This is a genomic window from Phycisphaeraceae bacterium (genome assembly GCA_019636655.1).
GTDB lineage: Bacteria > Planctomycetota > Phycisphaerae > Phycisphaerales > UBA1924 > JAHBXB01.
Genome location: JAHBXB010000006.1, coordinates 114,048 through 137,882 on the forward strand (window position 1 = coordinate 114,048; position 23,835 = coordinate 137,882).

Below are 23,835 nucleotides of genomic sequence, written 5' to 3' on the forward strand. Positions count from 1 at the left end.
TCAGGCGCCGCTCGGGTGCCAGACAGTTTTAAACTCGACAAACGGCTCGATGGACCAGGGGCTTTCCCAGGCTGTGGTGTCGTGCCAGTCGATGGCCGGGGGCTTGGAGGAGGACTTCCTGGCGGCGGGGGCCGGGGCGCCGAGGATCACCACGCGCTTGACGTTCTCCGCCGCGCCCTCGCGGAGGGTGGCCGCGTGCGCTGGCGAGAGACCGGCGCCGACCAGGGAATCGACGTCGCGGTGCGAGGCGAAGACCGGGATCAGTTCGTCGCGGCTGCCGGTGAGGAGGTTGACGACACCGCCGGGCAGGTCGCTGGTGGCCAGCACCTCGCCGAGGACTGCGGCGGGCAGGGGGTTGGCTTCCGCGGCGAGGGCGACGACGGCGTTGCCGGCGCACAGCGGGGGGGCGATGAGGGTGATGAGCCCGAGCAGCGAGGGCTCGTCGGGGGCGATGACGCCGACGACGCCGGTCGGCTCGGGGGTGGTGAAGTTGTAGTAGGGCCCGGCGACGGGGTTGTTGCAACCGAGAACCTGCGCGTACTTGTCGGCCCAGCCGGCGAAGGCAACCAGGCGCTCGATCGTGGCGGCGACCTCCACGCGGGCGGCGGTGCGGTGGGCTGCGGTCGGCTTGGGGCGGGCGCCTGCGATGAGCGATTCGAAGAGGGCGCGGTGGCCCTCGAGCATCTCGGCCATGCGGTAGAAGATCTGGCCGCGGAGGTACGCCGTGGCGCCGGCCCACGGTTCCTGGGCCTTGCGCGCGGCGGTGACGGCGTCACGGAGATCCTTGCGGGAGGCGCGGCAGACGTGGACGACGGTGGGCTCGGCGTGGCCGTCGGAGGTGGCGACTGGAGTGGTGCGGCCGCTCTCGGAGCGGGGGAACTTGCCGTTGATGAAGAGCTTGTAGGTCTTGGCGACTTCGAGGCGGGTCATGGCTTGGTTCCTGGGTGGTCGCCGCGGCTTTCGGGTGGGGGCGAGCAGGAGAAAGCGTATTCCAGTTCGACCTCGTCGCGCAGCGGGATGCCGTTCTGGCCGATCCGCGGCAGGCCGGGCAGGTAGCGGTCGCGGTAGCGGGCCATCATGCCGCGGTGCACGGTGACGAGGGACATGCCTCGGAGTTGGTAGAACGCGAGGGCGCGGAGGTTGTCGTTGGTGGTTGTGAGGAAGACGCGGCGGGCGCCCGCCGAGCGGGCGTGGTCGAACGCGGCGTCGAGCAGGGCGGAGCCGGCGCCCTGGCCGTCCTGGTCGGTGCTGAGGGTGACGACCTCGCACTCGCGGGCGGCTTCATCGAAGGAGAGCGTGATGTGGCCGGCGTGACGCCCGGCGCGGAGGGCGACGAATCCCGGGAGATAGTCGGCGGCGAAAGCGCGGTCGCGCGAGTGGATGGTGGTCGAGAGCCAGTGCCTGCGGAGGTCGGCATCGATGGACGCGGCGTCGGAGGGTGATATCGGGCGGATGGTCAGGGCGAGGCGGCGGCGTGTCCATTCAAGGACGACCTCGGCGTTGCGGTCGGGTGGGAAGACGGGGTACCAGACCTTGCGGATGCGGCCGGCGTGGGCGAACCACGCCATGCGCCGGATCAGCGTGGTGGGGCCGCCGCTCTCGACGGGGAACTCGAAGGTGGGGAGGTTCAGCGCGCGGGTGAGGCGCAGGTCGGCATCGCTGAGCAGGTCGAAGGGGATGTGGTTGCGCTCGATGAACTCGCGCTGGTGATCGGTGGTGTTGGTGCTGACACCCAGCACGCGGACCCCGAGGGAAGCGAACTGGGCATGGAGATCGCGGAAGCCGCAGGACTGGGGCGTGCAGCCGCGGGCGCCGGGGATGGAGTCCCAGTCCTCGCCGCTCAAGCCGAGGCTGGGCGGCTGGCCTGGGATGCCCGTACGTGGATAGAAGAAGAGAACGGCGGGTTCGGTGGCGAGGGCGCGCAGGTTGATGCCTAAGCCGCCGGTCGAGGGGAGCGGAAGGTCGGGGAGCGCGGCGTGGAGGAGGTGGGCCGCGGCGCCATCGTCCGTGGGGACGGGGAGATCCGGCGGCAGCGAGTAGGGGCTTGAGGTGTCGGCGGGGTCTGTCATTCCCAACTCCGGTGGCTTGACGCTAAACCCCGTGACGGTAGCGGACCGTACGAAATCAGGTTGGTGCCGCAGCCGCGCCGGCGCGCGAGAGCAAACTGGCGGCGGGAGTCCGGAGTCGCGGGTTCAGGAGGGCTTGGTCGCCGCGGCGGGTCGGTGTCGGAGTGGCGACGCTGGTGCGGGCGGGGGGCGGGGTGGGGGTTGGTTGGGAGATCACCGCGGGGGTGACGGGGTCGGCGGGGCGGGAGGTGGGGAGCGAGGTTGTGCGCGTGAGGGACGCCCGGGGGCTGGTGGCCTCGGGGGAAGGGGATGGGAGTTGGAGAGGCTGGAGAGGGAAAAAGCGGAGGATCGTGGTTGCGGCGCGGCGGCGCTCCTCGGGGGCGACGGTCTGATTGTTGATCAGGGCGTCGAGGGAGGTGATGGCGTTGAGGTGGGCGGCGGCGAGGCGGAGGCGGGTGGCCGCGGCGAGGAGTTGGTCGAGATCAGGGATCGCCGCGATGGAGCGGAGGAGGGTGGGGATGTCGAGTTTGAAGCGGGCGGCTAGTTCGGCGATGGAAGGTGGGGAGGTGGTGTTGAGGAGGGCGGAGAGGAGGGAGGTCTCCGGCGCTGGGTGTGAAGCGTGCATTCAATCAATGTACGGCAAATAATCGGATTGTCAAGGTGTTTGGGTGGATTTTGTAAGGATCAATAGAAAGAGGAGAGTTGCACGCATCCCGGGAGGCTTCGGGAGACAGACTTGCTGACCCGACTTAGAGCGTGACGTACGCGCGGAGGCCCTGGAGGCCGCCCTCGCGGCCGAAGCCGGACTCCTTGAAGCCGCCGAAGGGGCTCGCGGGATCGAAGCGGTTGTAGGTGTTGAGCCAGACGACGCCGGCCTTGAGGCGGCGGGCGATCTCGAAGATCTTGGAGCCCTTGTCGGTCCAGACGCCCGCCGCGAGGCCGTAGGCGGAGTTGTTGGCGCGGGTGAGGGCCTCTTCGGGGGTGCGGAAGGACATGACGGCGAGGACGGGGCCGAAGACTTCTTCGCGGGCGATGACGTGGGAGGGCTGGACGTTGGTGAGGAAGCATGGGCGGTGCCAGTAGCCCTTGGCCGGGAGGGTGAGGTCGCCGCCATTGAGGGAGCGACCGCCCTGGTGGAGTTGCGCGCCTTCCTCCTTGCCGAGATCGACGTAGCGGCGGATGCGGCTGAGTTGCTCGCCGGAGTTGATGGCGCCGAGGTCGGTGTTCTTGTCCATCGGGTCGCCGACGCGGACGGAGGCGAGGCGGATGGTGAGCTTGGCGATGACCTCGCCGAGGACGGACTCCTGGACGAGGAGGCGGGAGCCGGCGCAGCAGACGTGGCCCTGGTTGAAGAAGATGCCGGCGATGATGCCCTCGACGGCCTGGTCGAGGGAGGCGTCCTCGAAGATGATGTTGGGGGACTTGCCGCCGAGTTCGAGCGTGAGGCGCTTGGGGGTGCCGGCGACGGCCTTGGCGATGCGCTTGCCGACGTCGGTGGAGCCGGTGAAGGCGATCTTGTCGACGCCGGGGTGTTCGACGAGGGCGGCGCCGGTGCGGCCATCGCCGGTGACGATGTTGACCACGCCGGGGGGCAGGCCGCACTCCTCGATGATCTCCGCGAGTTTGAGGGCGGTGAGCGGGGTGGTCTCGGCGGGCTTGAGGACGATGGTGTTGCCGCAGGCCAGGGCGGGCGCGAGTTTCCACGCGGCCATTAGGAGGGGGAAGTTCCAGGGGATGATCTGCCCGCAGACGCCGACGGGGCGCGGTGTGCGGCCGGGGAAGGCGTAGGGGAGTTTGTCGGCCCAGCCGGCGTGGTAGAAGAAGTGGGCCGCGGCGAGGGGGACATCAACGTCGCGGGATTCCTTGATGGGCTTGCCGCCGTCCATGGTTTCGAGGACGGCGAGTTCGCGGGCCCGTTCCTGGATGCGGCGGGCGATGCGGAAGATGTGCTTGGCGCGTTCGGCGGGCTTGAGGCCGGCCCACTTGGGGAGGGCGTCGCGGGCGGCGGTGACGGCAGCGTCGACGTCTGCCGCGGTGCCCTGGCTAACGAGCGCGATCGGCTCTTCGGTGGCGGGATTGATGGAGGCGAAGGGCTCGGCGCGGTTGGCTTTGGTGAACGAGCCGCGGATGAAGTGGGTGTAGCGGGGCTTGAGGTCGACCTTCACGCGCTCGGGCGCGGGGGCGTAATCCCAGGCGAGGCCGAAATCGAGGCCGGGAGCGGCGGGGGCCCGCGGGGGGGAGACGATCGCTCCGGACGGGCGGGGCGCGAGGGCGTGATCGCTTGGGACGGCCTGATCGGTCATTGGGTACCTCGGGGGTATCCTAAGCGGTCGTGGGATGGGCAGCAGGTGGGAGGAGGAGGCCACCCGGGCACGCCCGAGGGCCTGTTTTAGTCGATGAAGAGGGTGGGCATTGGCTTGGAAATGGGGGGTGGCGATCCTGCGCAGGGGCAGTACATTTGAGGGGCACCCGGTGAGGAGGTTATCGGTTGCCGTGGGCGTGGCGGGGGAGGGGGGAGAGGGGCGGATCCGCCGCGTGGGGACGGCGAATGATGACGTGCACGGTGGACAGTGGATGGAGGCCAGGATGCGGGCAAGGTCGATCACGGTGTGCATCGCGGCGGCGGCCCTTGCCGGAGCGGCTGCGCGCGCGGGTGCGGGCGTGATCTATGTTCGCGCCGGGGCATCCGGGGCGGGGAATGGGGCGTCGTGGGCGGATGCGTTCACGGGTGTGCAGGCGGCGCTGGATGCGGCGCAGGCGGGGGACCAGATCTGGGTCGCGGCGGGGGTGTACCGGCCGGGGGTGAGTGGGGGCAGCCGCGAGTCGTCGTTCCTGATGAAGACGGGGGTGGCGTTGTACGGCGGGTTCGCGGGGACGGAGGGTTCGCTGGGGCAGCGTGACTGGCGGGTGAACGTCACGACGCTGAGCGGGGACCTGAACGGTGATGACGGGCCGGAGTTCTCGAATCGCGCAGATAACGCATACCACGTGGTGGTGGCGCTGAACGTTGCGGACACGGCGGTGATCGACGGGTTTGTGGTGCGCGGGGGGCACGCGGACGGGCCGGGGTTTGGTGCGCTGCCGACGAGCAAGAACCAGGGGAGCGGGATCAATGTTTATGATGCGCAGCCGCGGATCGTGAACTGCACGCTGGTGGACAACTACGCGTCGGACCATGGGACGATCAACGATCACGGCGATTCGACGGTGATCGACTGCGTGTTCGATTCGAACTACGCGGGGGATCACGGGGCGGGGCTGTACTCGCACAACCACGCGATGACGATGGCGATGGGGTGCACGTTCAGGAACAACGTGACGCCGGGGAAGGGCGGGGGCTCGTACACGCAGAGCGGGCACGCGCAGTGGATCGACTGCGTGTTCACCGGAAACGTGGCGGAGCGGGGGGCGGGGTTTTATCACCACACGGGGAGCGCGACGGCGGTGACGGGGTGCACCTTCACCGGGAACACGGGGACGGTGGGCGGGGGCGGGGTGTACTGCGACGTAGCGGACGCGACGATCACCGGGTGCACGTTCACGCAGAATGTCGCGGGGTTGGGCGTCGAGGGGGGTTCGGCGGGGGCGGGCGGGAGCGGCGGCGCGGGGGTGTGGTGCTCGGGCGGGGCGCCGCGGGTGCTGGGGTGCACGTTCACGAACAACGCGGCGTCGTTCGGGGCGGGGGTGTACAACAACGACTTCACCGTGGCGGTGATCTCCGACTGCGTGTTCAACAGCAACCACGCCAACGAGGGGGCGGGGGTGTACACGCTGTTCAGCGACGTGACGGTGACCAACTGCACGTTCACATCGAACACGGCGTCGCAGGGGGCGTTCCCGGTGGGGGGCGGGGTGAGCAGTTACTTCGCGAACTCCACGTTCACGGGGTGCACGTTCGTGGGGAACACGGCGGAGCTGGGCGGGGGCGCGGTGTATGTCGAGGGGGAGAGCCCGCGGGTGACCTCGTGCACGATGCGGGCGAATGCGGCCATCGGGGGGAACGACTGTTGCGGGAGCGATGGGTGGGGCGGCGCGCTGATGGTGGCGTACTTCACGACGCCGGTGATCTCCAACTGCGTGATGACGAGCAACACGGCGGACCTGGGCGGCGCGGTGTTCAACCTGGCATTCGGCGATCCGCTGATCGTGAACTGCACGATGATCGGCAACTCGGCGCGGGTGGCTGGGGCGGTGTATGGGTTCGGGAACAGCGAGGGGACGATTGTGTCCAGCGTGATCTCGGACAACACGCCGCATCCGCAGATCGACGGGGAGGTGGTGGCGCCGGTGCGGTACTCGCTGGTGCGGGGCGTGGCGGCGTCGGCGGGGGCGGGCGTGGTCAATGCTGATCCGATGCTGGTGCGGTTGCCGGGTCCGGGGCCGGATGGGGTGTGGTTCACGGTGGATGACGATGGGGGCGACCCGCGGCCGCGGTCCGGATCGCCGTGCATCGATGCGGGGGACACGGGCGCGGTGCCGGCGTTCCTGACGGGGGATGCGGCGGGGTTGGCGCGGGTGCGGAACGACGCGGGGATGCCGGACGCCGGTGTGCCGGGAATGGGGGGCGTGGTGGACCTCGGGGCGTTCGAGTTCCAGGGGACCTCGTGCAGGGCGGATGTTGATGGGAACGGGGTGGTGGAGCCGGTGGATATCGCCGCGTTCATTCAGAAGTGGATCGCGGGCGTGACCGGTGGAAACCAGAACGGGGACTTCGATCGAAGCGGGGTGACGGAGCCGGTGGATTTGGCGGCGTTCGTGCAGGCGTGGATCAGCGGTGTAGGGGCGGGCTGCCCGTAGGATGAGGCTCGAGGGCGGGGTTGCGGGGCGTGGAGCGGCGTGATGACGGTCCCGTATTGGCGTTGCGCGCTGCGCCCGGCGGACGCGGTGGCGGTTGATGCGGTGGTGGTGGGCGCGGGCGTGTGTGGTGTCTCGGCGGCGTTGCGGCTGGAGCGGCGCGGGCTGCGGGTGGCGGTGGTGGAGGCGCGGGGGCTCGGGGCGGGGGCGTCGTCGCGGAACGCGGGGTTCCTGATGCGCGGCGCGGCGGATCACTACGCGGATGTGGCGCGGCGGTACGGGCGGGAGACGGCGCGGATGGTGTGGCGGTGGACGGAGGAGAACCTGGCCGCGCTGCGCGAGGAGGGAATCGAGGAGCTGGCGTCATATCGGCGCGTGCCGTCGTGCCTGTTGGCGCTGAGCGAGGGGCAGGCGGAGGAGTTGCAAGAGTCGCGGCGGATGATGGAGGAGGATGGGTTCGAGGTGCCGTGGGTGGAATCGGGGGATGACTCGGCGTGGCGGGCGGCGCACCCGGTGGGAGGGCTGGTGAATCCGGCGGATGCCGCGGCGAATCCGGTGGAGGTGCTGGGGCTACTGGCGTCGAAGGTGGCGGGGCCGATTCTCGCGAACGAGGAGGTGTACGGGATCGAGGGAGGGCCGGGGGAATGGGTGGTGCGTACCGCGTCGCTGCGGGTGGCGGCGGCGCACGTGGTGGTGTGCACGAACGCGTACGCGGGGCTTGTGCTGCCGGGGCTTGCCGGGGTGGTGCGGCCCAACCGCGGGCAGATGCTGGCGGTGAGGAACCCATCGCGACGTGTGTCGCTCGCGCATTCCTACTACGTCAACCACGGCTCGGAGTACTTCCGGCAGACGGCGGAGGGGTCGATCGTGGTGGGGGGGTGCCGGACGTACTTCGCGGAGCAGGAAGCGGGGTATGGCGAGGGGACGTCGGCGCCGGTGCAGGCGGCGATCGAGGCGTTCGCGTCGAGGATGCTCGGGCCGGGATGGGATGAGGGGGGAATCATCGCGAGGTGGGCGGGGACGATGGGGTTCTCGCCTGACGGGCTGCCGCTGGTCGGGCCGGTGGGCGGCGGGCAGGGGCCGTGGTTCTGCGGCGGCTTCACGGGGCACGGGATGTCGATGGCGTTTGTGACGGCGCGGGCGGCGGTGGACGCGATGCTCGACGGCACGCCAGCGCCGTTTCCGTTGGCGCGGGTGGCCGCGAACAATCCGGCGTGAACGACGCCCTGGCCATGGTGCGGGATCTGCGGTCGCGGGCCGGCGACTGCATGCTGATCGACCGGCGCGACATCCGCCGCCGGCTGAGCGGCATCGAGCGCGCCATCGCCGGTGGGAGGGAAATGGACGCGGCGGTGCTGCGGATCGGGGAGCGGGTAGAGCGGTCCTGCCGCGTCCTGGCGCAGCGTGCGGCGGGGGTGCCGAGGATCGCATACCCGGAGGAACTGCCGGTCTCGCAGAAGAAGGACGAGATCGCACGGGCGATTGAGTCGGCGCAGGTGGTGGTGGTGTGCGGCGAGACGGGGTCGGGGAAGAGCACGCAGTTGCCGAAGATCTGCCTGGAGATGGGGCGCGGGGTGGCGGGGATGATCGGGCACACGCAGCCGCGGCGGATTGCGGCGAGGTCGGTGGCGTCGCGGGTGGCGGAGGAGTTGGGGTCGGCGGTCGGTGGAGCGGTGGGGTACAAGGTGCGGTTCGGTGACCAGACCGGCCCGGGGACGTACATCAAGGTGATGACCGACGGCATCCTGCTGGCCGAGACGCAGGGCGACCGGATGCTGGAGGCGTACGACACGATCATCGTGGACGAGGCGCACGAGCGGAGCCTCAACATCGACTTCCTGCTGGGCTACCTGAGGCTGCTGCTGCCGCGCCGGCCGGACCTGAAGGTGATCATCACTTCGGCGACGATCGACCCCAAGCGGCTCAGCGGGCACTTCGCGGGGCCCGACGGGCGTGGGGCGCCGATCGTCGAGGTGTCCGGGCGGACGTACCCGGTGGAGGTGCGGTACCGCGCCGCGCAGGTCGCCGAGCCGGAGGAGCACGAGGACGAGCGGGAGGAGATGATCGAGTTCGGCGTGGTGGACGCGGTGAAGGAGCTCGCGGCGGAGGGGCCTGGGGACATCCTTGTGTTCTTCTCCGGGGAGCGGGAGATCCACGAGACGGCGGAGTTGCTGGAGCGGGCATTCCCGCGGGGCGTGGAGGTGCTGCCGCTGTACGCGAGGCTCTCCGGGGCGGAGCAGATGCGGGTGTTCAAGCGGCCGCCGGAGGGGAGCGGGGTGCGCCGGATCGTGCTGGCCACGAACGTTGCGGAGACGAGCGTGACGGTGCCGGGGATCCGGTACGTGGTGGACACCGGGCAGGCGAGGATCAGCCGGTATTCGCCGCGGACGAAGGTGCAGCGGCTGCCGATCGAGGCGGTCTCGCAGGCGAGCGCGGACCAGCGGAAGGGGCGGTGCGGGCGGCTGGGGCCGGGGGTGTGCATCAGGCTGTATTCGGAGGCGGACTACCAGGGGCGGGCGAGGTTCACCGAGCCGGAGGTGCTGCGGACGAACCTGGCGAGCGTGATCCTGCAGATGGCGGCGCTGAACCTGGGGAAGCCGGCGGACTTTCCGTTCGTCGATCCGCCGGACGATCGGCTGATCCGTGACGGGTACGACACGCTGTTCGAACTCGGGGCGATCGACGACGCCGGGGAGTTGACCGGTCTGGGGCGGGAGTTGTCGCGATTGCCGATCGATCCGCGGATCGGGCGGATGATCCTGGCGGCGCGGGAGGAGCACTGCCTGACGGAGGTGCTGGTCATCGCGGCGGCGCTGAGCGTGCAGGACCCGCGCGAGCGGCCGATGGAGCGGGCGCAGGAGGCGGATGCGTCGCACGCGAGGTTCCGGGATCCGCAGTCGGACTTCGTGGGCTATCTGCGGCTGTGGGCGCACTGGCAAAAGTGCCGGAAGGAACTCTCGGGGAGCAGGGTCAGGAAGATGTGCCGGTCGGACTTCCTGTCGTACGTCCGGCTGCGCGAGTGGGAGGATGTGCACCGCCAGCTGTCGGAGATGGCGAAGGAGATGGGGTGCCGCCCGAACACGCGGCAGGCGGAGTACGAGCAGGTGCACCGGGCGCTGCTTGCCGGGCTGCTGAGCACCATCGGGCGCAAGACCGAGACGCCCGAGTACGCGGGGGCGCGGGACACGCGGTTCTACATCTTCCCGGGCTCGACGCTGTTCGAGAGCCGGCCGAAGTGGGTGATGGCGGCGGAACTGGTCAAGACGACGAGGCTGTACGCGCGGTGCGCGGCGGGGATCAAGCCGTTGTGGATCGAGCGGGCGGCGCCGCACCTGGTCAAGCGGACGCACTCGGCGCCGTGGTGGGACGCTTCGACGGCCCGGGTGATGGCGCCCGAGCGGGTGACGCTGTTCGGGCTGGAGGTGATCGCGGGGCGGCAGGTGCACTTCGGTCCGATCGACCCGGTGAAGGCGCGGGCGATCTTTATCCACCACGGGCTGGTGGAGGGGGCGATGATCACCGATGGGGAGTTCGCCCGCCACAACCAGGAACTGATCGAGAGGGTGCGGCGGCTGGAGGCGAAGGCACGCCGGCCCGGCCTGCTCGCAGAGGTGGGTGCGCGGTTCGAGTTCTTCGACAAGCGGATCCCGCCGGAGGTGTACAGCGGGGAGGCGTTCGAGCGGTGGCGGCGGTTTGCCGAGAAGGGGCGGCGCGACCTGCTGTTCATGACCGAGGCGGATGTGCTGGCGGCGAGCGTGGAGGGAATCACGGCGGAGCGATTCCCCGATCAGGTGATGGTCGGCGGCACGAAACTGAACCTGACCTACACCGCCGATCCGGTGAGCGACGACGACGGCGTGACGCTGACAGCGCCGGTCGAGACGCTGGCGACCATCAGTGAGAAGCGGGGCGACTGGCTGGTGCCGGGGCTGCTGCTGGAGAAGGTGGAGGCGATGATCCGGTCGCTCCCCAAGGCGGTGCGGGTGAACTTCGTGCCGGTGCCCGAGTACGCGGCGAGGTGCGTGGAGGCGATGACCGATCATGCCCGCCCGTTGAAGGAGGCCGTGGCCGAGGCGCTCGGCCGGCTGAGCGGGGTCGGAGTGTCACCGGAGGCGTTCAAGGACGACCAGATCCCGCGGCACCTGCAGATGAACTACCGGGTGGTCGACCGCACGGGTGCGGTGCTCGCCTCGGGGCGGGACCTGCGGGCGATCCGGCGTGAGTTGGCGGGACGGATTGAGAGGACGCTCGCGAAGGTTCCGTCGGTGTGGAACCGCGGTGCGGTGGCGGCGTGGGATTTCGGTGACCTGCCCGAGAGCGTGCAGATCGACGTCGGCGGCGCTTCGATGCTGGCGTTCCCGGCGCTGATCGATGAGCGGTCCCCGCGCAAGGGCGCCAACGGGCAGAGCGCCGGATCGGCGGCGGTGTCGCTGCGGCTGCTTCCATCGCTCGAGGAGGCGAGTGCCCGGCATGCGCAGGGCGTCCGCAGGCTGATGGTCGTCGAGTCGAAGCACGAGATCGACCGGGCGGTCCGGCAGGCCGAGGACATGCAGCAACTCGTGCTGAAGTACGCGACGATCGGGACGGCCGATGAGCTGCGGTCATCGATCGCGGCGAGGGCGTGCGAGGCGGCGTTCCTGGCCGGGGCCGATGCGGGATCGATCCGGACGAAAGCGGAGTTTGATCGACGCCTGGCGGAAGGCGAGGGGCGTCTGCCCGGCGCGGTGCGCCGGCTGGTGGGGGTGGCGTCGGCGGTGCTTCACGAATACCAGGGAGCGCTGCTGGCCCTGGAGAAGGTGGCGTTCAAAGGGATGCGGCCCCCGGCGGACGACATGGCGGCGCAGATCGGGCGGCTGGTCTTCCGCGGGTTTCTCGGCGAGGTGCCTCCCGAGCGGCTCGCGGACTACCCGCGGTACCTGCGCGCGATCGAGCGGCGGGCGAGGAAGCTGCTCTCCGGCGGGGCGGGGCGCGATGCCGAGTTGATGCAGCAGATCATGCCGAGGTGGCGCTCGTGCCTGGCGCTGACGGACCAGGACCGCCAGCGGGCGCACCGCGATCCGATGCTGGAGGAGCACCGGTGGATGCTGGAGGAACTGCGGGTGTCGCTCTTTGCGCAGGAACTGGGGACGAAGCAGACTGTGTCGCCGCAGCGGCTGGATAGGCTGTGGGAGAAGATCGTGGCGGCCCGAGCGTGATGAGCGGGTCGCCGGAGCAGCGCGTGAGCCAGCGTGGGGCCGAATCCGTCGTAGTGCTGTGCCCGCTCGAGATCGAGCGGAAGGTGGTGCGCGAGTCGCTTGAGCGTGCGGGGCTGGCGCGGGTCGCGGTGGAGCGCACCGGGCCGGGGGCCGGCGCCGTGGAGTCGGCCGTGCGGGCGCTCGGGACCGGCCGGGCGTTTGTCATCCTGGCGGGGCTGTGCGGCGGGCTGGGTCCGGTCGACGATGTTCCCGTGATCGACCGGGTCGTTGATGAGCGTGGCGGCACGTGGGGTGTTCCCGGCGCTGGAGGGCGCGGGGTGGCGCTGGTCGGCGTGGATGCGCCGGTGTGCACGGTCGAGGCGAAGCGCCGGCTGGGCGAGGCGACCGGGGCCGGGGTGGTGGACATGGAGTCGCACGGGCTGGCACGGGCCTGCGGCGGGATCGAGTCCTGGGCGGTGATCCGGGGGGTATCGGACCGCTACGACGAGCCGGTGCCGGCGCAGGTGATGCGGTGGGTGGGGCGCGACGGGAGGACCAGGACGGGCCGGGTGGTGGGGGACATGATCAGGAGCCCCTCGATCGTGCCGGCGGTGCTGCGGATGGGGAGGCGGTCGCCGCGGGTGCTGCGGGTCGTGGGCGAACGGGTGGTGGAGTCGGTGGGGGGGTGGCTGGCCGGGAACGGGGCGGTGATGACCGAAGCGCTCGGGAGTGCCCGATGATGGTCGGTGGTCCTGTTTCAGCGCCGTGCCCGCTGCCGGATGCGCTGCATCGTGCGCTCGGGGCGGGGGAGGTGGATGGGATCATGGTGTTTGGCGGGTCATTTGACCCGGTGCAGCGCGCCCACGTGGAGTTGCCGGCGCGGGCGCGTGAGGGGGTGCAGGGGGCACACGGTGGGCGATGGTGGCTGCTGTATGTGCCCGCCGCGGCCTCGCCGCTCAAGGGACGGCGACCGATGGCATCCGACGAGGATCGGTTGCGGCTGTTGGAGATCGCGCTTCGCGGTGTGGCCCGGGGCGCGGTGTGGCGGGATGAACTGGAACGCGCTGCGGGCGGGCCGAGTTACACCGTGGACACGCTGGCGAGGCTGCGGCGGTCGGTGGACGCGGCGGGAGGGGGTGGCGTGCCTCTGCGTTTGCTCATCGGGTCGGATCAGGCGAGGCAGTTTCACCGCTGGAAGGCACCGCGGGAGATCATCGCGATGGCTCCGCCGCTGGTGATGCGGCGTTCCGGTGAGTCAGCCGAGGAGTTGCGGCGCGCTCTGGAGGAATCGGGGGCGTGGGACGCATTGGTGCTCGCGGCGTGGGAGTCGTGGCAGGTGGACGCCGGGCGATCGGATGCGAGTTCTACTCGGGCGCGCGAACTGCTCGCGCGGAGCCCGGTGGATCGCGGGGCGCTGCTACGTGTGCTTGATCCGGAGGTGCTTGCGGAGATCGAGCGCCGGGGGTTGTACCGGGGAGGGGAGTAGGTCTACTGCCCGGTGCCGGGGAGATTGATGACCGGCTGGCGCGTCGGCGGGCTGGTCATGTCCTCGGGGAGTTCCGGGACCGGGCGCACGAAGGTGTCGATCCGGCGCGAGGACGCTGGCGGGACCGGGAGGTTGTTGGGAAGGCTGCCGGAAGTCTGGCCAGCGGGGAAGACGGCCCAGTCCATGCGATCGGGCGTGGAGCTGTCCTTGGTGCCGAGGTCGGCCCGGAACCAGACGACAAGCTCTTTGCCGACGGGGATATCGACGGTCCAGATGGTCTGGTCGGTGCGGGTATCGATCACCGACACCGTCTGGGGCTGGAACGAGGTGCTCTCGTAGGTGAAGCGATCCGCGGAGTAGCCGGGTCCGCCGGGCCAGTAGCAGCCGCCGCTGACGGCGGCGGCGCAGGTCAGGAGGGCGAGGGTGAGGGCTCTCGAGCGGCTCGACATGACTGGGGCTCCCGCGTTTGGACGGTGTCTGGACTGCCGCGTGCCGGAGGTCGTCGCGACCATGAACGCGGTGCACAGTCTATCGTCATAACGCCCGCTTGGGCTGACACAGAAGGGGTGAGGTGGGGCGTGTACCGGATAACTGTGCCATCGATCGACTGTTGTTCGGTATGCTGGGCGGTACTCGGAGGTGTTTCGGATGGCGGCAGAGTTTCGAATCGGACACGGGTACGACCTGCATCGGCTTGAGCCTCGGGGCGCGGGGGCGGGGCAGAAGGTGCGGCCGCTGGTGGTCGGTGGGGTGACGCTCGAGGAGGCGACGGCGGGCGTTGTGGCGCACTCGGATGGCGACGTGCTGCTGCACGCCGTGACCGATGCACTGCTGGGCGCGCTGGCGATGCCGGACATCGGGCAGCTGTTCCCGGACAACCTGCCCGAGAACGACGGGCGGAACTCGGCATCGTTCGTGGCCGAGGCGGTGCGGCGGATCAAGGCGGAGGGGTGGGTGGTGAGCAACCTGGATGCGACGGTGATCTTGGAGCGGCCGCGGATCGGGGAGCTCAAGAACCAGATGCGCGCCCAACTGGCCCGCCTGCTGGACGTTGGGGTCGAGCGGGTCAACGTCAAGGGCAAGAGCCACGAGAAGGTCGACGCGGTGGGCGAGGGGCGCGCGATCGAGGCCCACGCGGTGGTGGTGCTGATGCGGCCGGTCTAGGTCCGTTTGCTCAACCGACGGCGGCTTTGAGGGCGTCGACCTTGTCGGTCTTTTCCCAGGTGAAGAGGTCGCCGTGGGGCTTGCGGCCGAAGTGGCCGTGCCGGGCGGTGGCCTTGTAGATGGGCTTGCGCAGGCCGAGGGCTTCGATGATGCCGCGCGGCGTCATGGGGAAGACCTTGCGGACCGCGTCGGCGATCTTGGCGGGATCGGCCTTCTCGGTGCCCTGGCAGTCAACGTAGACGCTGGTGGGCTCGGCGACGCCGATGGCGTAGGAGATCTGGACCTCGCAGACATCGGCGAGGCCGGCGGCGACGATGTTCTTGGCGATGTAGCGGGCCATGTACGCGGCGGAGCGGTCGACCTTGGTGGGGTCCTTGCCCGAGAAGGCGCCGCCGCCGTGGCGGCCGCGGCCGCCGTAGGTGTCGACGATGATCTTGCGGCCGGTAAGGCCGGTGTCGCCGTGGGGACCGCCGATCTCGAAGCGGCCGGTGGGGTTGACGTGGATCTTGATGCCGTGGTTCCACCAGTTGCCGAGGACGGGCTTGAAGACGTGCTCGACGATCTCCCGCTTGAGGACATCCTGCCGCTCGTTCCAGGTCTTGTCGTGCTGGGTCGAGAGGACGACGGTGTCGACGCGGACGGGCTTGAGGCCGTCGTACTCGATGGTCACCTGGCTCTTGGCGTCGGGGCGAAGGCCGGGGATGAGCCCTTCGCGCCGGACGTGGGCCTGCTGCTCGACGAGGCGGTGGGCGAGCTGGATCGGCAGGGGCATCAGCTCGGGAGTTTCGCGGCAGGCGAAGCCGAACATCATGCCCTGGTCGCCGGCGCCGTCGGTATCGACGCCGCGGGCGATGTCGGGGGATTGGCGCTTGATCGAGGTCAGGACGGAGCAGGACTCGTAGTCGAAGGCCATGTCGCCGGAGGTGTAGCCGATGTCCTTGATGGTGTCGCGGACGAGTTCGGGGATGTCGACGTAGGTGCTGGTGGTCACTTCGCCGGCGACGACGACCATGCCGGTGGAGCAGAGCGTTTCGCAGGCGACGCGGGACTTGGGGTCGCCGGCCAGCATGGCGTCGAGAATGGCGTCGGAGATCTGGTCGGCGACCTTGTCGGGGTGCCCCATCGAGACGGACTCTGACGTGAACAAGTGAAGGGCCATCTTCGTGCTGCTCCGGGTGCGTTCGGGGTGCGTCGCGTTGCTTCAGGACGGGGGCCAAGCGATTCGAGGCCAAGGATAGGCCGCGCGGTGTTATCGCTTCGGAAAAGGCGGACAATCAGTGCATTCATCCGGATGTATGGATGAATACACAGGGCGAACCGTAGGCGGGATCCATGGAGAGGGCCACGTGGCGGCGCGGGGGGCGTGGGCGCGGTGTACCCTCGCGGCATATGGCACGAATCAGCGACAAGGCACCCGGGCCGGGCAAGGCGCTGACCTATGCGTCGGCGGGGGTCGACCTGGAAGAGAAGGACCGGTTTACCGAGGGCCTGGCGTCGCTGATGCGCCGGACGTTCGGGCCTCGGGTGATCCCAAACCCGGGCGGGTTCGCGGGGCTGTTCCGGCTTGATTACAAGAAGGGGCTGTTCGAGCGGAACTACAAGGACCCGGTGCTGGTCGCCTGCGCCGACGGGGTGGGCACTAAGGTCAAGCTTGCGTCGCAGATGCGGAAGTTCGACACCATCGGGATCGACCTGGTGGCGATGAACGTCAACGACATGATCGTGCAGGGAGCCGAGCCGCTGTTCTTTCTCGACTACCTGGCGGTGCCCCGGGTGCGGCAGGAGGAGCTGACCGCGATCGTGAAGGGGATCGCGGAGGGGTGCCGGCGCTCGGGGTGTGCGCTGCTGGGGGGCGAGACGGCGGAGATGCCGGATGTGTACGCGGAGGGGGAACTGGACCTTGCCGGGTTCGCGGTGGGTGTGGTGGAGCTCAAGCGGGCGATCGACCCGGGGAGGGTCGAGGTGGGGGACGTCGTGCTCGGACTGGCGAGCGACGGCATCCACTCGAACGGGTACTCGCTGGTCCGGCGGATCGTGGACGAAGCGGGGCTGGACCTGGGGCGTGTCTATCCGGAGTTGAGCGGTGAAACGAAACGCAACGGTCGTCGCGGGGCGGCGCGAGCGGGGACCGCGCCGCGGTCGCTCGGCGAGGTGCTGCTGACGCCGACGCGCCTGTATGTGCAGCCGATCCTCCGGCTGCTGAGTCAGTACAAGGTCAAGAAGGTCGTGGGGGGGATGGCCCACATTACGGGCAGCGGGATGGCCGGGAACCTCTGCCGGGCGCTGCACCGCAAGGTCGACGCGGAGGTGGATACATCGTCGTGGCCGGTGCCGCCGGTGTTCCAGTTCCTCCAGCGGCAAGGCAACGTGCCGGAGGCGGAGATGCGGCGGGTGTTCAATATGGGCATCGGGTACACGCTGGTCGTGCGCCCGGCCTTCGCGGAGTCGATCAGGGAATCGCTGCAGAAGATGGGGGAGCGGGTGCACGTGATCGGGAAGATCGTCAAGGGGCGGGGCGAGGTCATCGAGCGCTGACTGAAACCGGCGGGTGGGCGGGCACTACCATTCGCGTCGGCGGATGTTGGAGGTGGTGCCCCCCGTGAGCGAAGCCATCCAGGTCATGACCGCGGCGGTCGCTCTCGCGGGGCGGGGGGTGCCGTTCGTGATCGCCACGGTGGTCAGGGTGCAGGGGAGCACGCCGCGGAACCCCGGGGCCAGGATGATCTGGGCGCCGGGTGTGCCGGATGAGGAGCTCGCCGCGGCGGCGCACGTGGGGCTGGAGGGCGCGGTGCTGGGGACGGTGGGTGGGGGGCAGTTCGAGATGCTGGCGCTGGACGATGCGCGGCGGTACTTCCGCGAGCGCAGGAGCGGGGTGGAGCGGTACGTGCTGGGGGCCGAGGCCGATCAGTGCTGCGGCGGCGTGATGGAGGTCTTCTTCGAGTACTGCGGGGCGAGACGCCGCGTCGTGCTGTTTGGCGCCGGGCATGTTGCTGCGGAGCTTGCGGCGCTGCTCGCGAGGGCCGGCGGCGGCGGGGGGGTTGAAACAGTGGTGGTGGACGATCGGCCCGAGTGGAACACCGCTGAGCGGTTCCCCGGGGCCCGGCGGGTCGGCGCGTGGGATGATGGAATCCGGCTCGCGCACGAGCGGCCCGCGGAGACGCTCGCGTGCGTCATGACCTGTTCGCACGACACCGACTACCAACTGCTCCGGCGGCTGCTCGTCGAACCGCCGTCGTTTGTCGGCCTGATCGGCAGCCGCAGCAAGCGGGCGTGCCTGTTCGGGCGTCTTGTGGCTTCGGGATTGAGCGACGAGGTTGTGCAGCGGGTGCATTGCCCGATCGGGGTTGGCGATACGGGCAAGGAGCCGGCCATGGTGGCAATCTCGATGGCGGCCCAGTTGCTTGTTGAAGTGAAAAAGATGGACCGCGCGCCGCATCGGCCGGTCAGCGGGCCTTCGCCGTCGGGCACGAGCCTGGGGTGACACGCTTGAGCGGAGACGTAACGAGGGTGCCGGTGCTGATCGTGCTCGCGGCGGGACGGGGCGAGCGGATGGGAGGGCCCAAGGCGCTCATGCGCGTGGGCCCGGGGCGTGGCGGGGCGGAGCCGTGGTGGAAGGCGCAGTCACGGCGGATCGCCGATGCGGGGTTTGCGCCCCGGCAGGTGATCTGGGTTGTTTCGCAGACGGTAGCGGATGGGATAGGCGATGATCCGAGTGGGGGGGGAGTGGAGCGGGCCGTGGCGGTTGATTCCCGGGCGCCAATGTTCGCCAGCGTCATCGCGGGAGTGCGCGAGGCGGGTCGCGCCGAACGAGGTGCTTTTCCGAGCGGGGTCTACGTGCTTCCGGTCGATGTGCCGGCGCCTTCCGCGCGGGTGTTCGAGTCGCTGCGGGCGCATGAGGTGGGGATCCCGAGGTACGGGTCGGCGCACGGCCACCCGGTGTGGCTGGAGTGGGGCTTTGTCGAGCGTGTTCTGCTGCCGCGGGCGGATGACGCGGGGGCAAGGCTTGACGAGATCATCCGGCCGTTCGCGGTCGAGGTGAGCACGGACGACGCATCGGTGGTGACAAACCTCAACACGCCGCGGGATGTGGAAGACTGGGCCTCGCGGTCATGAAACGGTGAGGTCCGTCGTTCCGAGGCCCTGCTCGCCGGGCGAGGCCGGACTCCCCCCGTAGCACGAGCGCCCGCCCTGGCAGGACCTGGGTCTGACCGGCTGGCCGTCGGGGCCGAACTGGTCCATGCTCTTGATGCAGAAAAAGACGCGGGTATCAGAGGTGTCGTCGACGAGGCCCGGAGTGCTCTGCCGCTCGTCGCAGTACATCATCTTGTGCCGCAGGTGCGGGCACGTGGGTTCGAGGACGAGGGGTCGGAAGCCCTGCTGGCGATAGTCGAACGGGCGAGTGCTCATGAGTGAACCTCCGTCAGCCGACCGGCGGCGCGGAGCGCTGCGCGGTGGACCGCCACGGGGAGGAGCCGGAGTTTGTAGGCGTTGTCGGAGAGCGGGTTCGCGCCCTGGACGCAGAGCGAGGCCGCCTTTCGCAGACCGGCGTCGTCGGTGACCTTGAGGCCGGCGAACGCCCTGGCAACGGCGGGGAGTTCCCACGGTATGGGCGCGACGGCGCCGGCCCAGACGCGTGCCGAGGTGATGGTCTCGCCGCTCAGGTCGAGCGTCACGAAGGCCATGACCAGCGGCCAGTCGAACGACTGCTTCTCCTTGACGGCGTAGAAGCCGCTGGCGGGCGCCGGGGAGAGCGTCAGGTGCGTGACTACCTCGCCGGGGTTGAGGTTGTGCTCGCTGCGGATTCCCCTCTCGGGCAGGTGGTAGAGGTCCTTCACCGGGAGCGATGACCGCTCCGATCCGACGAGATGGACCGTGCCGTTCGTGGCCGACAACGCCAGGGCCAGGTTTGATGGGTGGACGATGTAGCAGGGTCCGTCGCCGAAGATGGCGTGGAACTTGTTCTCGCCCTCCTTCGCGAAGCAGGTGCTGCCGCCCTTCTTGAGGCAGTCGAACTGGGCGTTGCGGTAGTACCAGCAACGTGGACGCTGGAGGAGGTTTCCCGCGGCGGTCGCGGTGTTGCGGACCTGGGGCGTGGCGGCCCACTCGATGGCCTGGCACAGGCCCGGGGCCTTGTCGCGGAGCAGTGCCGAGGCGGCCAGGTCGCTCAGCGTCGAGCCGGCCTCGATCCTGATGACCGTCGCGCCGCCTTCGCCTGGGGCCTCGCTGACCGGCCCCTTCGCGCCGTCCTGCCGGAGCCGCTTGATATCAATAACCAGGTCGGGCTCGATGAGCCCTTCCTTGAGGTGGTCGACGATGTCCATGCCGCCGGCCTTGAGGACCGGGAGCGAGTACTTCGTGCTCTTGGCGAGCGCCGCGGCCTCGGTGTACGTCGCCGGCTGTGCATACGCGAAGCGGTTCATGACGTCGCTCCCTGTCCGACGGCGGCGAGCACCTTGTCGGGCGTGATCGGCAGGTCGCGGACCGGTGACCCGATGGCGTTGAAGACGGCGCACGCCATGGCTCCCGCGGTGGGGACCACCGGCGGCTCGCCCATCGGGCCGAAGGTTGTCTGCTTGCTCGGCCAGAGGATGGGCTCGATGTGGGGCATGTCGTTGGGGCCGAGGATCTTGTACATCTCGAGGTTGGCGTTGACCATCGCTCCGTTGTTGCGATCCAGCACGCGGTTCTCGAAGAGCGCGAAGGAGAGCCCCTGGATTACCGCGCCGATGATCTGGCTCTCCGCGGTCTTGCGGCAGACCGCCTTGCCGCAGGCCTGGATCGCGATGACGCGGTTCAGGCGGATCACGCCCGTCTCCGCATCGACCTCAAGGTCGACCAGCTGCACGCCGTTGGTGGAGCCGCGGGCCCGCATCTTCTTGGCTTCTTCGGAGTCCGAAGCGCCGCGACCGAGAATGCCATCGGGGCCGATCCGGGTGCAGGCCTCGTGCCAGGTCATGAGTTTCTCGCCGCGGCGGAGGATCAGGCCGTTGCTCACGCTGAGTTCCGCGGGGTCGGCGGCGGAGAGGTTGGCGACGATCTGCAGGAGCTGGGCCCTGGCGTCAGTCGCCGCGACGTACATCGCCGGGGCGAGGTTGGGCATCGTCACGGATCCGCCGGAGGCGGGACCGGGCGGCAGGCCGGAGCGACCGATCGCGACGCTGACGAGGTCGAGCGGGATGCCAAGGCCGTCCGCGGCCATGACACCGGCGCCGGTGCGGGTACCTGTTCCGATGTCCTGGGTGCCGGTGCGGGCCTCCACGGAGCCGTCGGGATTGATGAACACCTCGGCCCCGACCTTGGCGGGGCTCTTGTGCCAGGAGGTCACGGCGAGCCCGAAGCCGCGCCGGAGCGGGCCGGTCTGCGAACCGGTGGGCCGGCGGTCCTTCCAGGAGATGAGGTCGGCGCCGAGTTTCATCATCTCGCGCCGCTCGGCGTCCTGATCGAGGTTCATGCGGTAGTCGAGCGCATCGAGGCCGCAGGCGGTCGCGATCTCCTCGAGCATCAGTTCCTCGACGAACGAGGCCTGGGGCTGGCCGGGGGCGCGGGTGGGCCTGGGCGGCCCGGCGTTGGTCTTGACGTTCTTGTGCTGCTGCTGGAGTTCGATCGGGTATCGGCCCGTCGGGACGCCGACGCCCCCGCCCTGCCCGGCCACTCCGGTTCCGCCCCACGAACGGACAGTGCCGCCGACGACGGTGCCGTCGTTCTTGAAGCCGACCTTCACCGACACGCGGCAGTTCGGGCGGTTGCCCGTGTCGAGGTGTTCCTCGCGCCGGTCAACAAAGAGGTACGTCGGCCGCTTGTGCTTCGCGGCGACCTTGGCGGCGGTCACGCCCTCCTTGCCGGCGCCAAAGAGCTTGGACCCGAAGCCGCCGCCGACAAACTCGCAGACGAGCTGGTACTTCGAGCGGGGCAGGCCCAGAGCGTCGTCGAGCCCATCGCGGGCCGAGAAGGTGCCCTGCGTCGAGGAGAAGACGGTGGCGGAGTCGCCGCGGTAATCCACCGAGGCTCCGTGGGTCTCCAGGCAGGCGTGCGTCTGCACCTCCGTGGTGTACACGGCGTTCAGGACCTTGTCCGCGCCATCGAAGTCGGCCGGCGTCGCGGGCTCGTCGGCGGTGTCGATCGAATCGGTGATGCGGGTCTGGACGGGCCCGAGTTTCCACTTGGCGTTCAGCGCGCGGGCGGCGCGCCGGATCGCGGCGGGCGACTCGCCGACGAGGTAACCGATGGTCGCGCCGTCGTACTGGCCGGACTTGCCCGAGAGGACCACCTCGATGATGCCCGGGGTCTTCTCCGCGGCGGCCTGGTCGATGGAGGCCAGATCCGCGTTGCCCCAGGGGCAGCGGATGAACTTCACGAACAGGCTGTTGGGGACGTACACATCGCGCCCGTACTTGGCCCGGCCGGTGACCTTGGCGGGGCCGTCGAGTCGCGAGGCCTGGTCGCTGACCGCGGAGCCGAGGTTCATCGGCCGATTCGTGGTCGGCATGATCGGGGAGATGGTCGGTTCGGCGGTCATGCGTCAGGCCCCCTTTGAATCGATGACCGGCTGTTGACCGGACGCGACGAGCACGGCGTTGAAGACGTTCGTGTAGGTGCCGCAGCGGCAGATGTTGCCGGAGAGACCGCTGCGGATCTGGGCCAGCGTGGGCTTGGGGTTGGCGTTGAGCAGTGCCCGCGACGCCATGACCAGCCCGGGCGTGCAGTAGCCGCACTGGAGGGCGTCGTGCTGGATGAACGCGGCCTGCACGGGATCCAGCGTGCCCCCTTTGGCGAGGCCCTCGATCGTCGTGACCTCGGAGCCGACGGCGTCGAGGGCCAGCATCATGCACGCAACGGTGAGTTTGCCGTCGACCAGTACGGAGCAGCCGCCGCAGGATCCGCGGTCGCAGATCTCCTTGGAGCCCGTGAGGCCGAGATTAAGCCGCAGGGCCTCGAGCAGGGTGGTCGCCGGCTCGATGGTGGTTTCCATCGGGTTTCCGTTGATCCGCAGCGTCACCTGTACCGGGTCCGGGCCGAGGACCTTGGGGCCGTCCTTGGTGCGGCCGGCGGCGAGCCTGGTGCGTGCCGCCTCCGCCGCGGAGGTCAGCGACGCCGCGGCGGCCGAGGCCCCGAGGGTGGCGATGAAGGACCGGCGGGAGACGCCGGCGTGGGGCGCGGTGTCGCGCGGTGGGTTCGGCGTGGGGTCGTCCATCATCCGCTCCTGCCTCGGGCGACCGACGGGTGCCGGTGCGTGCTGTCGAGTGAGTATAACGGCGAGGCGGCGGGGGGTTCTGGATGTGGGCGAGTGGTTGCCGCTCGAAGTGCGGACTCAGGCGAGCGAGCAGGCTATCGCTCGCCGAACTCTGGAATGGGCTCCACCGGCTTGTCCAGGATGAGGATCGGCCGAAGCAGGATGTCTGGGAACGGCGAGAGGTCAAGTCGCTCGACAAGCGTGTCGGTCAGGAGGATGGCCTGCTCGGTGGAGATCAGGACCTCTCCCGAAGGCAGTGCCCTTCTTAGCGTGTACCACGGCTTTTTGAACATGGCCCTGGCCGCATTCGGACCGCCGCAAACGGTGCATACTCCGTAAGCGTGCGTCGTCGAACGACCGCCCCGCACGATGACCTCAAGCGAACGCGGGAAGTGCACCGTCACAGAGTTTGCCAGGATGACTCCACTTCCCAGCCGGCATGGCGCGCAGACCATCTTGGGTGCATAAGGCGCAATCACATCAGACAACTCCCGACGCAGAATCTCCACACCCGATCGGCCGGACAATGAGACAGAGGCTCGCTGCCGAGATTGCACGACGGCCTCGAGCGGTTGGGGGTAGAGCCCCTGCCGCGGCCTTGCACAGCCACGACAGCCCTGGCGCCTTCCAGACTCCTCCCACCAGACCGGGTCGTCGTCCAAGACTTCGTCTTGGCTTGATTCCAGCATGAACAAACTCTGCGTGGGGAGGCGCAAATGTCTCTCGCGTCGCGGCCTTGCGCTCGCCGTGCTCGGCCGCTTTCGAATGTCGCCGGGATTGTGCGGCTCAGTGCGATTTGCGGGGCCGCCTCGGTGTACGGGGAAACTTCTCCTCTTCGGGAACTTGGCGTCAGTCCCAGAGCGGTGCTGATAATGTCGCCCTGGCCGCGGCGTGGTCCTGCGCCGGCGCGACTCGGACTCT

The 23,835-nt window shown here is 69.5% G+C and carries 20 protein-coding genes; 9 read left to right on the forward strand and 11 right to left on the reverse strand.

What is annotated here, in order from left to right:
• The 4 genes from KF745_14510 to KF745_14525 form a co-directional block, all read right to left on the reverse strand.
• Entirely contained in the window at positions 1 to 930 is a 930-nt protein-coding gene (locus KF745_14510; protein ID MBX3359628.1) for an aldehyde dehydrogenase family protein, read from the reverse strand.
• A complete protein-coding gene (locus tag KF745_14515; GenBank protein MBX3359629.1) occupies positions 927 to 2,069 on the reverse strand; it encodes a GNAT family N-acetyltransferase in 1,143 nt (380 codons plus the stop codon). The genes KF745_14510 and KF745_14515 overlap by 4 nt, the downstream gene beginning before the upstream one ends.
• 55 nt (positions 2,070 to 2,124) lie before the next feature.
• Positions 2,125 to 2,691, reverse strand: coding sequence for a hypothetical protein (locus KF745_14520; protein ID MBX3359630.1), 567 nt, complete (start codon positions 2,689 to 2,691; stop codon positions 2,125 to 2,127).
• A gap of 124 nt (positions 2,692 to 2,815) precedes the next feature.
• Positions 2,816 to 4,369, reverse strand: a complete 1,554-nt coding sequence (locus KF745_14525; GenBank protein ID MBX3359631.1) for an aldehyde dehydrogenase family protein — start codon at positions 4,367 to 4,369, stop codon at positions 2,816 to 2,818.
• Between the two features lie 169 nt (positions 4,370 to 4,538).
• On the opposite strand from KF745_14525, the gene KF745_14530 reads away from it, so the two are divergent.
• From KF745_14530 to KF745_14550, 5 genes are read left to right on the forward strand one after another with little or no spacing between them, the layout of a single operon-like run.
• Entirely contained in the window at positions 4,539 to 6,863 is a 2,325-nt protein-coding gene (locus KF745_14530) for a hypothetical protein (GenBank protein MBX3359632.1), read from the forward strand.
• A gap of 42 nt (positions 6,864 to 6,905) precedes the next feature.
• Positions 6,906 to 8,078 (forward strand): FAD-binding oxidoreductase, encoded by a 1,173-nt coding sequence (locus KF745_14535; GenBank protein ID MBX3359633.1) that lies wholly within the window; start codon positions 6,906 to 6,908, stop codon positions 8,076 to 8,078.
• On the forward strand, positions 8,075 to 12,055 hold the full coding sequence (gene hrpA / locus KF745_14540) for an ATP-dependent RNA helicase HrpA (protein ID MBX3359634.1): 3,981 nt from the start codon (positions 8,075 to 8,077) through the stop codon (positions 12,053 to 12,055). Before KF745_14535 ends, hrpA begins: the two co-directional genes overlap by 4 nt.
• Before the next feature lie 23 nt (positions 12,056 to 12,078).
• Positions 12,079 to 12,774 (forward strand): hypothetical protein, encoded by a 696-nt coding sequence (locus KF745_14545; GenBank protein ID MBX3359635.1) that lies wholly within the window; start codon positions 12,079 to 12,081, stop codon positions 12,772 to 12,774.
• Entirely contained in the window at positions 12,771 to 13,520 is a 750-nt protein-coding gene (locus KF745_14550; GenBank protein MBX3359636.1) for a nicotinate-nicotinamide nucleotide adenylyltransferase, read from the forward strand. Before KF745_14545 ends, KF745_14550 begins: the two co-directional genes overlap by 4 nt.
• A 2-nt stretch (positions 13,521 to 13,522) precedes the next feature.
• On the opposite strand, the gene KF745_14555 is transcribed toward KF745_14550, so the two are convergent.
• On the reverse strand, positions 13,523 to 13,969 hold the full coding sequence (locus KF745_14555) for a hypothetical protein (protein MBX3359637.1): 447 nt from the start codon (positions 13,967 to 13,969) through the stop codon (positions 13,523 to 13,525).
• A 199-nt stretch (positions 13,970 to 14,168) separates the two neighbouring features.
• Between KF745_14555 and ispF the strand changes: the two genes are divergently transcribed.
• Positions 14,169 to 14,684, forward strand: a complete 516-nt coding sequence (gene ispF / locus KF745_14560) for a 2-C-methyl-D-erythritol 2,4-cyclodiphosphate synthase (GenBank protein MBX3359638.1) — start codon at positions 14,169 to 14,171, stop codon at positions 14,682 to 14,684.
• A gap of 10 nt (positions 14,685 to 14,694) precedes the next feature.
• Here ispF and metK read toward each other — a convergent pair whose 3' ends face one another.
• A complete protein-coding gene (gene metK, locus KF745_14565) occupies positions 14,695 to 15,843 on the reverse strand; it encodes a methionine adenosyltransferase (GenBank protein ID MBX3359639.1) in 1,149 nt (382 codons plus the stop codon).
• A gap of 230 nt (positions 15,844 to 16,073) precedes the next feature.
• Here metK and purM point away from each other — a divergent pair, with 230 nt between their 5' ends.
• From purM to KF745_14580, 3 genes are all read left to right on the forward strand, one after another.
• Entirely contained in the window at positions 16,074 to 17,219 is a 1,146-nt protein-coding gene (purM, locus tag KF745_14570; GenBank protein MBX3359640.1) for a phosphoribosylformylglycinamidine cyclo-ligase, read from the forward strand.
• 64 nt (positions 17,220 to 17,283) lie between these two features.
• The gene (locus KF745_14575; protein ID MBX3359641.1) at positions 17,284 to 18,165 is read left to right on the forward strand and encodes an XdhC family protein; all 882 of its coding nucleotides are present in this window, start codon (positions 17,284 to 17,286) and stop codon (positions 18,163 to 18,165) included.
• Between the two features lie 5 nt (positions 18,166 to 18,170).
• Positions 18,171 to 18,797 (forward strand): NTP transferase domain-containing protein, encoded by a 627-nt coding sequence (locus KF745_14580; GenBank protein ID MBX3359642.1) that lies wholly within the window; start codon positions 18,171 to 18,173, stop codon positions 18,795 to 18,797.
• Here KF745_14580 and KF745_14585 read toward each other — a convergent pair.
• From KF745_14585 to KF745_14605, 5 genes are all read right to left on the reverse strand, one after another.
• Positions 18,792 to 19,091 carry a hypothetical protein gene (locus KF745_14585; protein MBX3359643.1) on the reverse strand — a complete coding sequence of 100 codons (300 nt, stop codon included), beginning with the start codon at positions 19,089 to 19,091 and terminating at the stop codon, positions 18,792 to 18,794. The genes KF745_14580 and KF745_14585 overlap by 6 nt on opposite strands.
• The gene (locus KF745_14590; protein MBX3359644.1) at positions 19,088 to 20,104 is read right to left on the reverse strand and encodes an FAD binding domain-containing protein; all 1,017 of its coding nucleotides are present in this window, start codon (positions 20,102 to 20,104) and stop codon (positions 19,088 to 19,090) included. The genes KF745_14585 and KF745_14590 overlap by 4 nt, the downstream gene beginning before the upstream one ends.
• Complete coding sequence (locus KF745_14595; protein ID MBX3359645.1) at positions 20,101 to 22,200, reverse strand: xanthine dehydrogenase family protein molybdopterin-binding subunit; 2,100 nt, start codon at positions 22,198 to 22,200, stop codon at positions 20,101 to 20,103. Before KF745_14595 ends, KF745_14590 begins: the two co-directional genes overlap by 4 nt.
• A gap of 3 nt (positions 22,201 to 22,203) precedes the next feature.
• Positions 22,204 to 22,875, reverse strand: a complete 672-nt coding sequence (locus KF745_14600) for a (2Fe-2S)-binding protein (GenBank protein ID MBX3359646.1) — start codon at positions 22,873 to 22,875, stop codon at positions 22,204 to 22,206.
• A 134-nt stretch (positions 22,876 to 23,009) separates the two neighbouring features.
• Positions 23,010 to 23,312, reverse strand: a complete 303-nt coding sequence (locus tag KF745_14605) for a hypothetical protein (protein MBX3359647.1) — start codon at positions 23,310 to 23,312, stop codon at positions 23,010 to 23,012.
• Between the last annotated feature and the right edge of the window lie 523 nt (positions 23,313 to 23,835).

What these genes read in the sequence shown, in the direction of transcription:
- KF745_14510 (MBX3359628.1), bottom strand. Translation starts at nt 930, where the DNA reads ATGACCCGCCTCGAAGTCGCCAAGACCTACAAGCTCTTCATCAACGGC.
- KF745_14515 (MBX3359629.1), bottom strand. Translation starts at nt 2,069, where the DNA reads ATGACAGACCCCGCCGACACCTCAAGCCCCTACTCGCTGCCGCCGGAT.
- KF745_14520 (MBX3359630.1), bottom strand. Translation starts at nt 2,691, where the DNA reads ATGCACGCTTCACACCCAGCGCCGGAGACCTCCCTCCTCTCCGCCCTC.
- KF745_14525 (MBX3359631.1), bottom strand. Translation starts at nt 4,369, where the DNA reads ATGACCGATCAGGCCGTCCCAAGCGATCACGCCCTCGCGCCCCGCCCG.
- KF745_14535 (MBX3359633.1), top strand. Translation starts at nt 6,906, where the DNA reads ATGACGGTCCCGTATTGGCGTTGCGCGCTGCGCCCGGCGGACGCGGTG.
- KF745_14550 (MBX3359636.1), top strand. Translation starts at nt 12,771, where the DNA reads ATGATGGTCGGTGGTCCTGTTTCAGCGCCGTGCCCGCTGCCGGATGCG.
- KF745_14555 (MBX3359637.1), bottom strand. Translation starts at nt 13,969, where the DNA reads ATGTCGAGCCGCTCGAGAGCCCTCACCCTCGCCCTCCTGACCTGCGCC.
- ispF (MBX3359638.1), top strand. Translation starts at nt 14,169, where the DNA reads ATGGCGGCAGAGTTTCGAATCGGACACGGGTACGACCTGCATCGGCTT.
- metK (MBX3359639.1), bottom strand. Translation starts at nt 15,843, where the DNA reads ATGGCCCTTCACTTGTTCACGTCAGAGTCCGTCTCGATGGGGCACCCC.
- purM (MBX3359640.1), top strand. Translation starts at nt 16,074, where the DNA reads ATGGCACGAATCAGCGACAAGGCACCCGGGCCGGGCAAGGCGCTGACC.
- KF745_14585 (MBX3359643.1), bottom strand. Translation starts at nt 19,091, where the DNA reads ATGAGCACTCGCCCGTTCGACTATCGCCAGCAGGGCTTCCGACCCCTC.
- KF745_14590 (MBX3359644.1), bottom strand. Translation starts at nt 20,104, where the DNA reads ATGAACCGCTTCGCGTATGCACAGCCGGCGACGTACACCGAGGCCGCG.
- KF745_14595 (MBX3359645.1), bottom strand. Translation starts at nt 22,200, where the DNA reads ATGACCGCCGAACCGACCATCTCCCCGATCATGCCGACCACGAATCGG.
- KF745_14600 (MBX3359646.1), bottom strand. Translation starts at nt 22,875, where the DNA reads ATGGACGACCCCACGCCGAACCCACCGCGCGACACCGCGCCCCACGCC.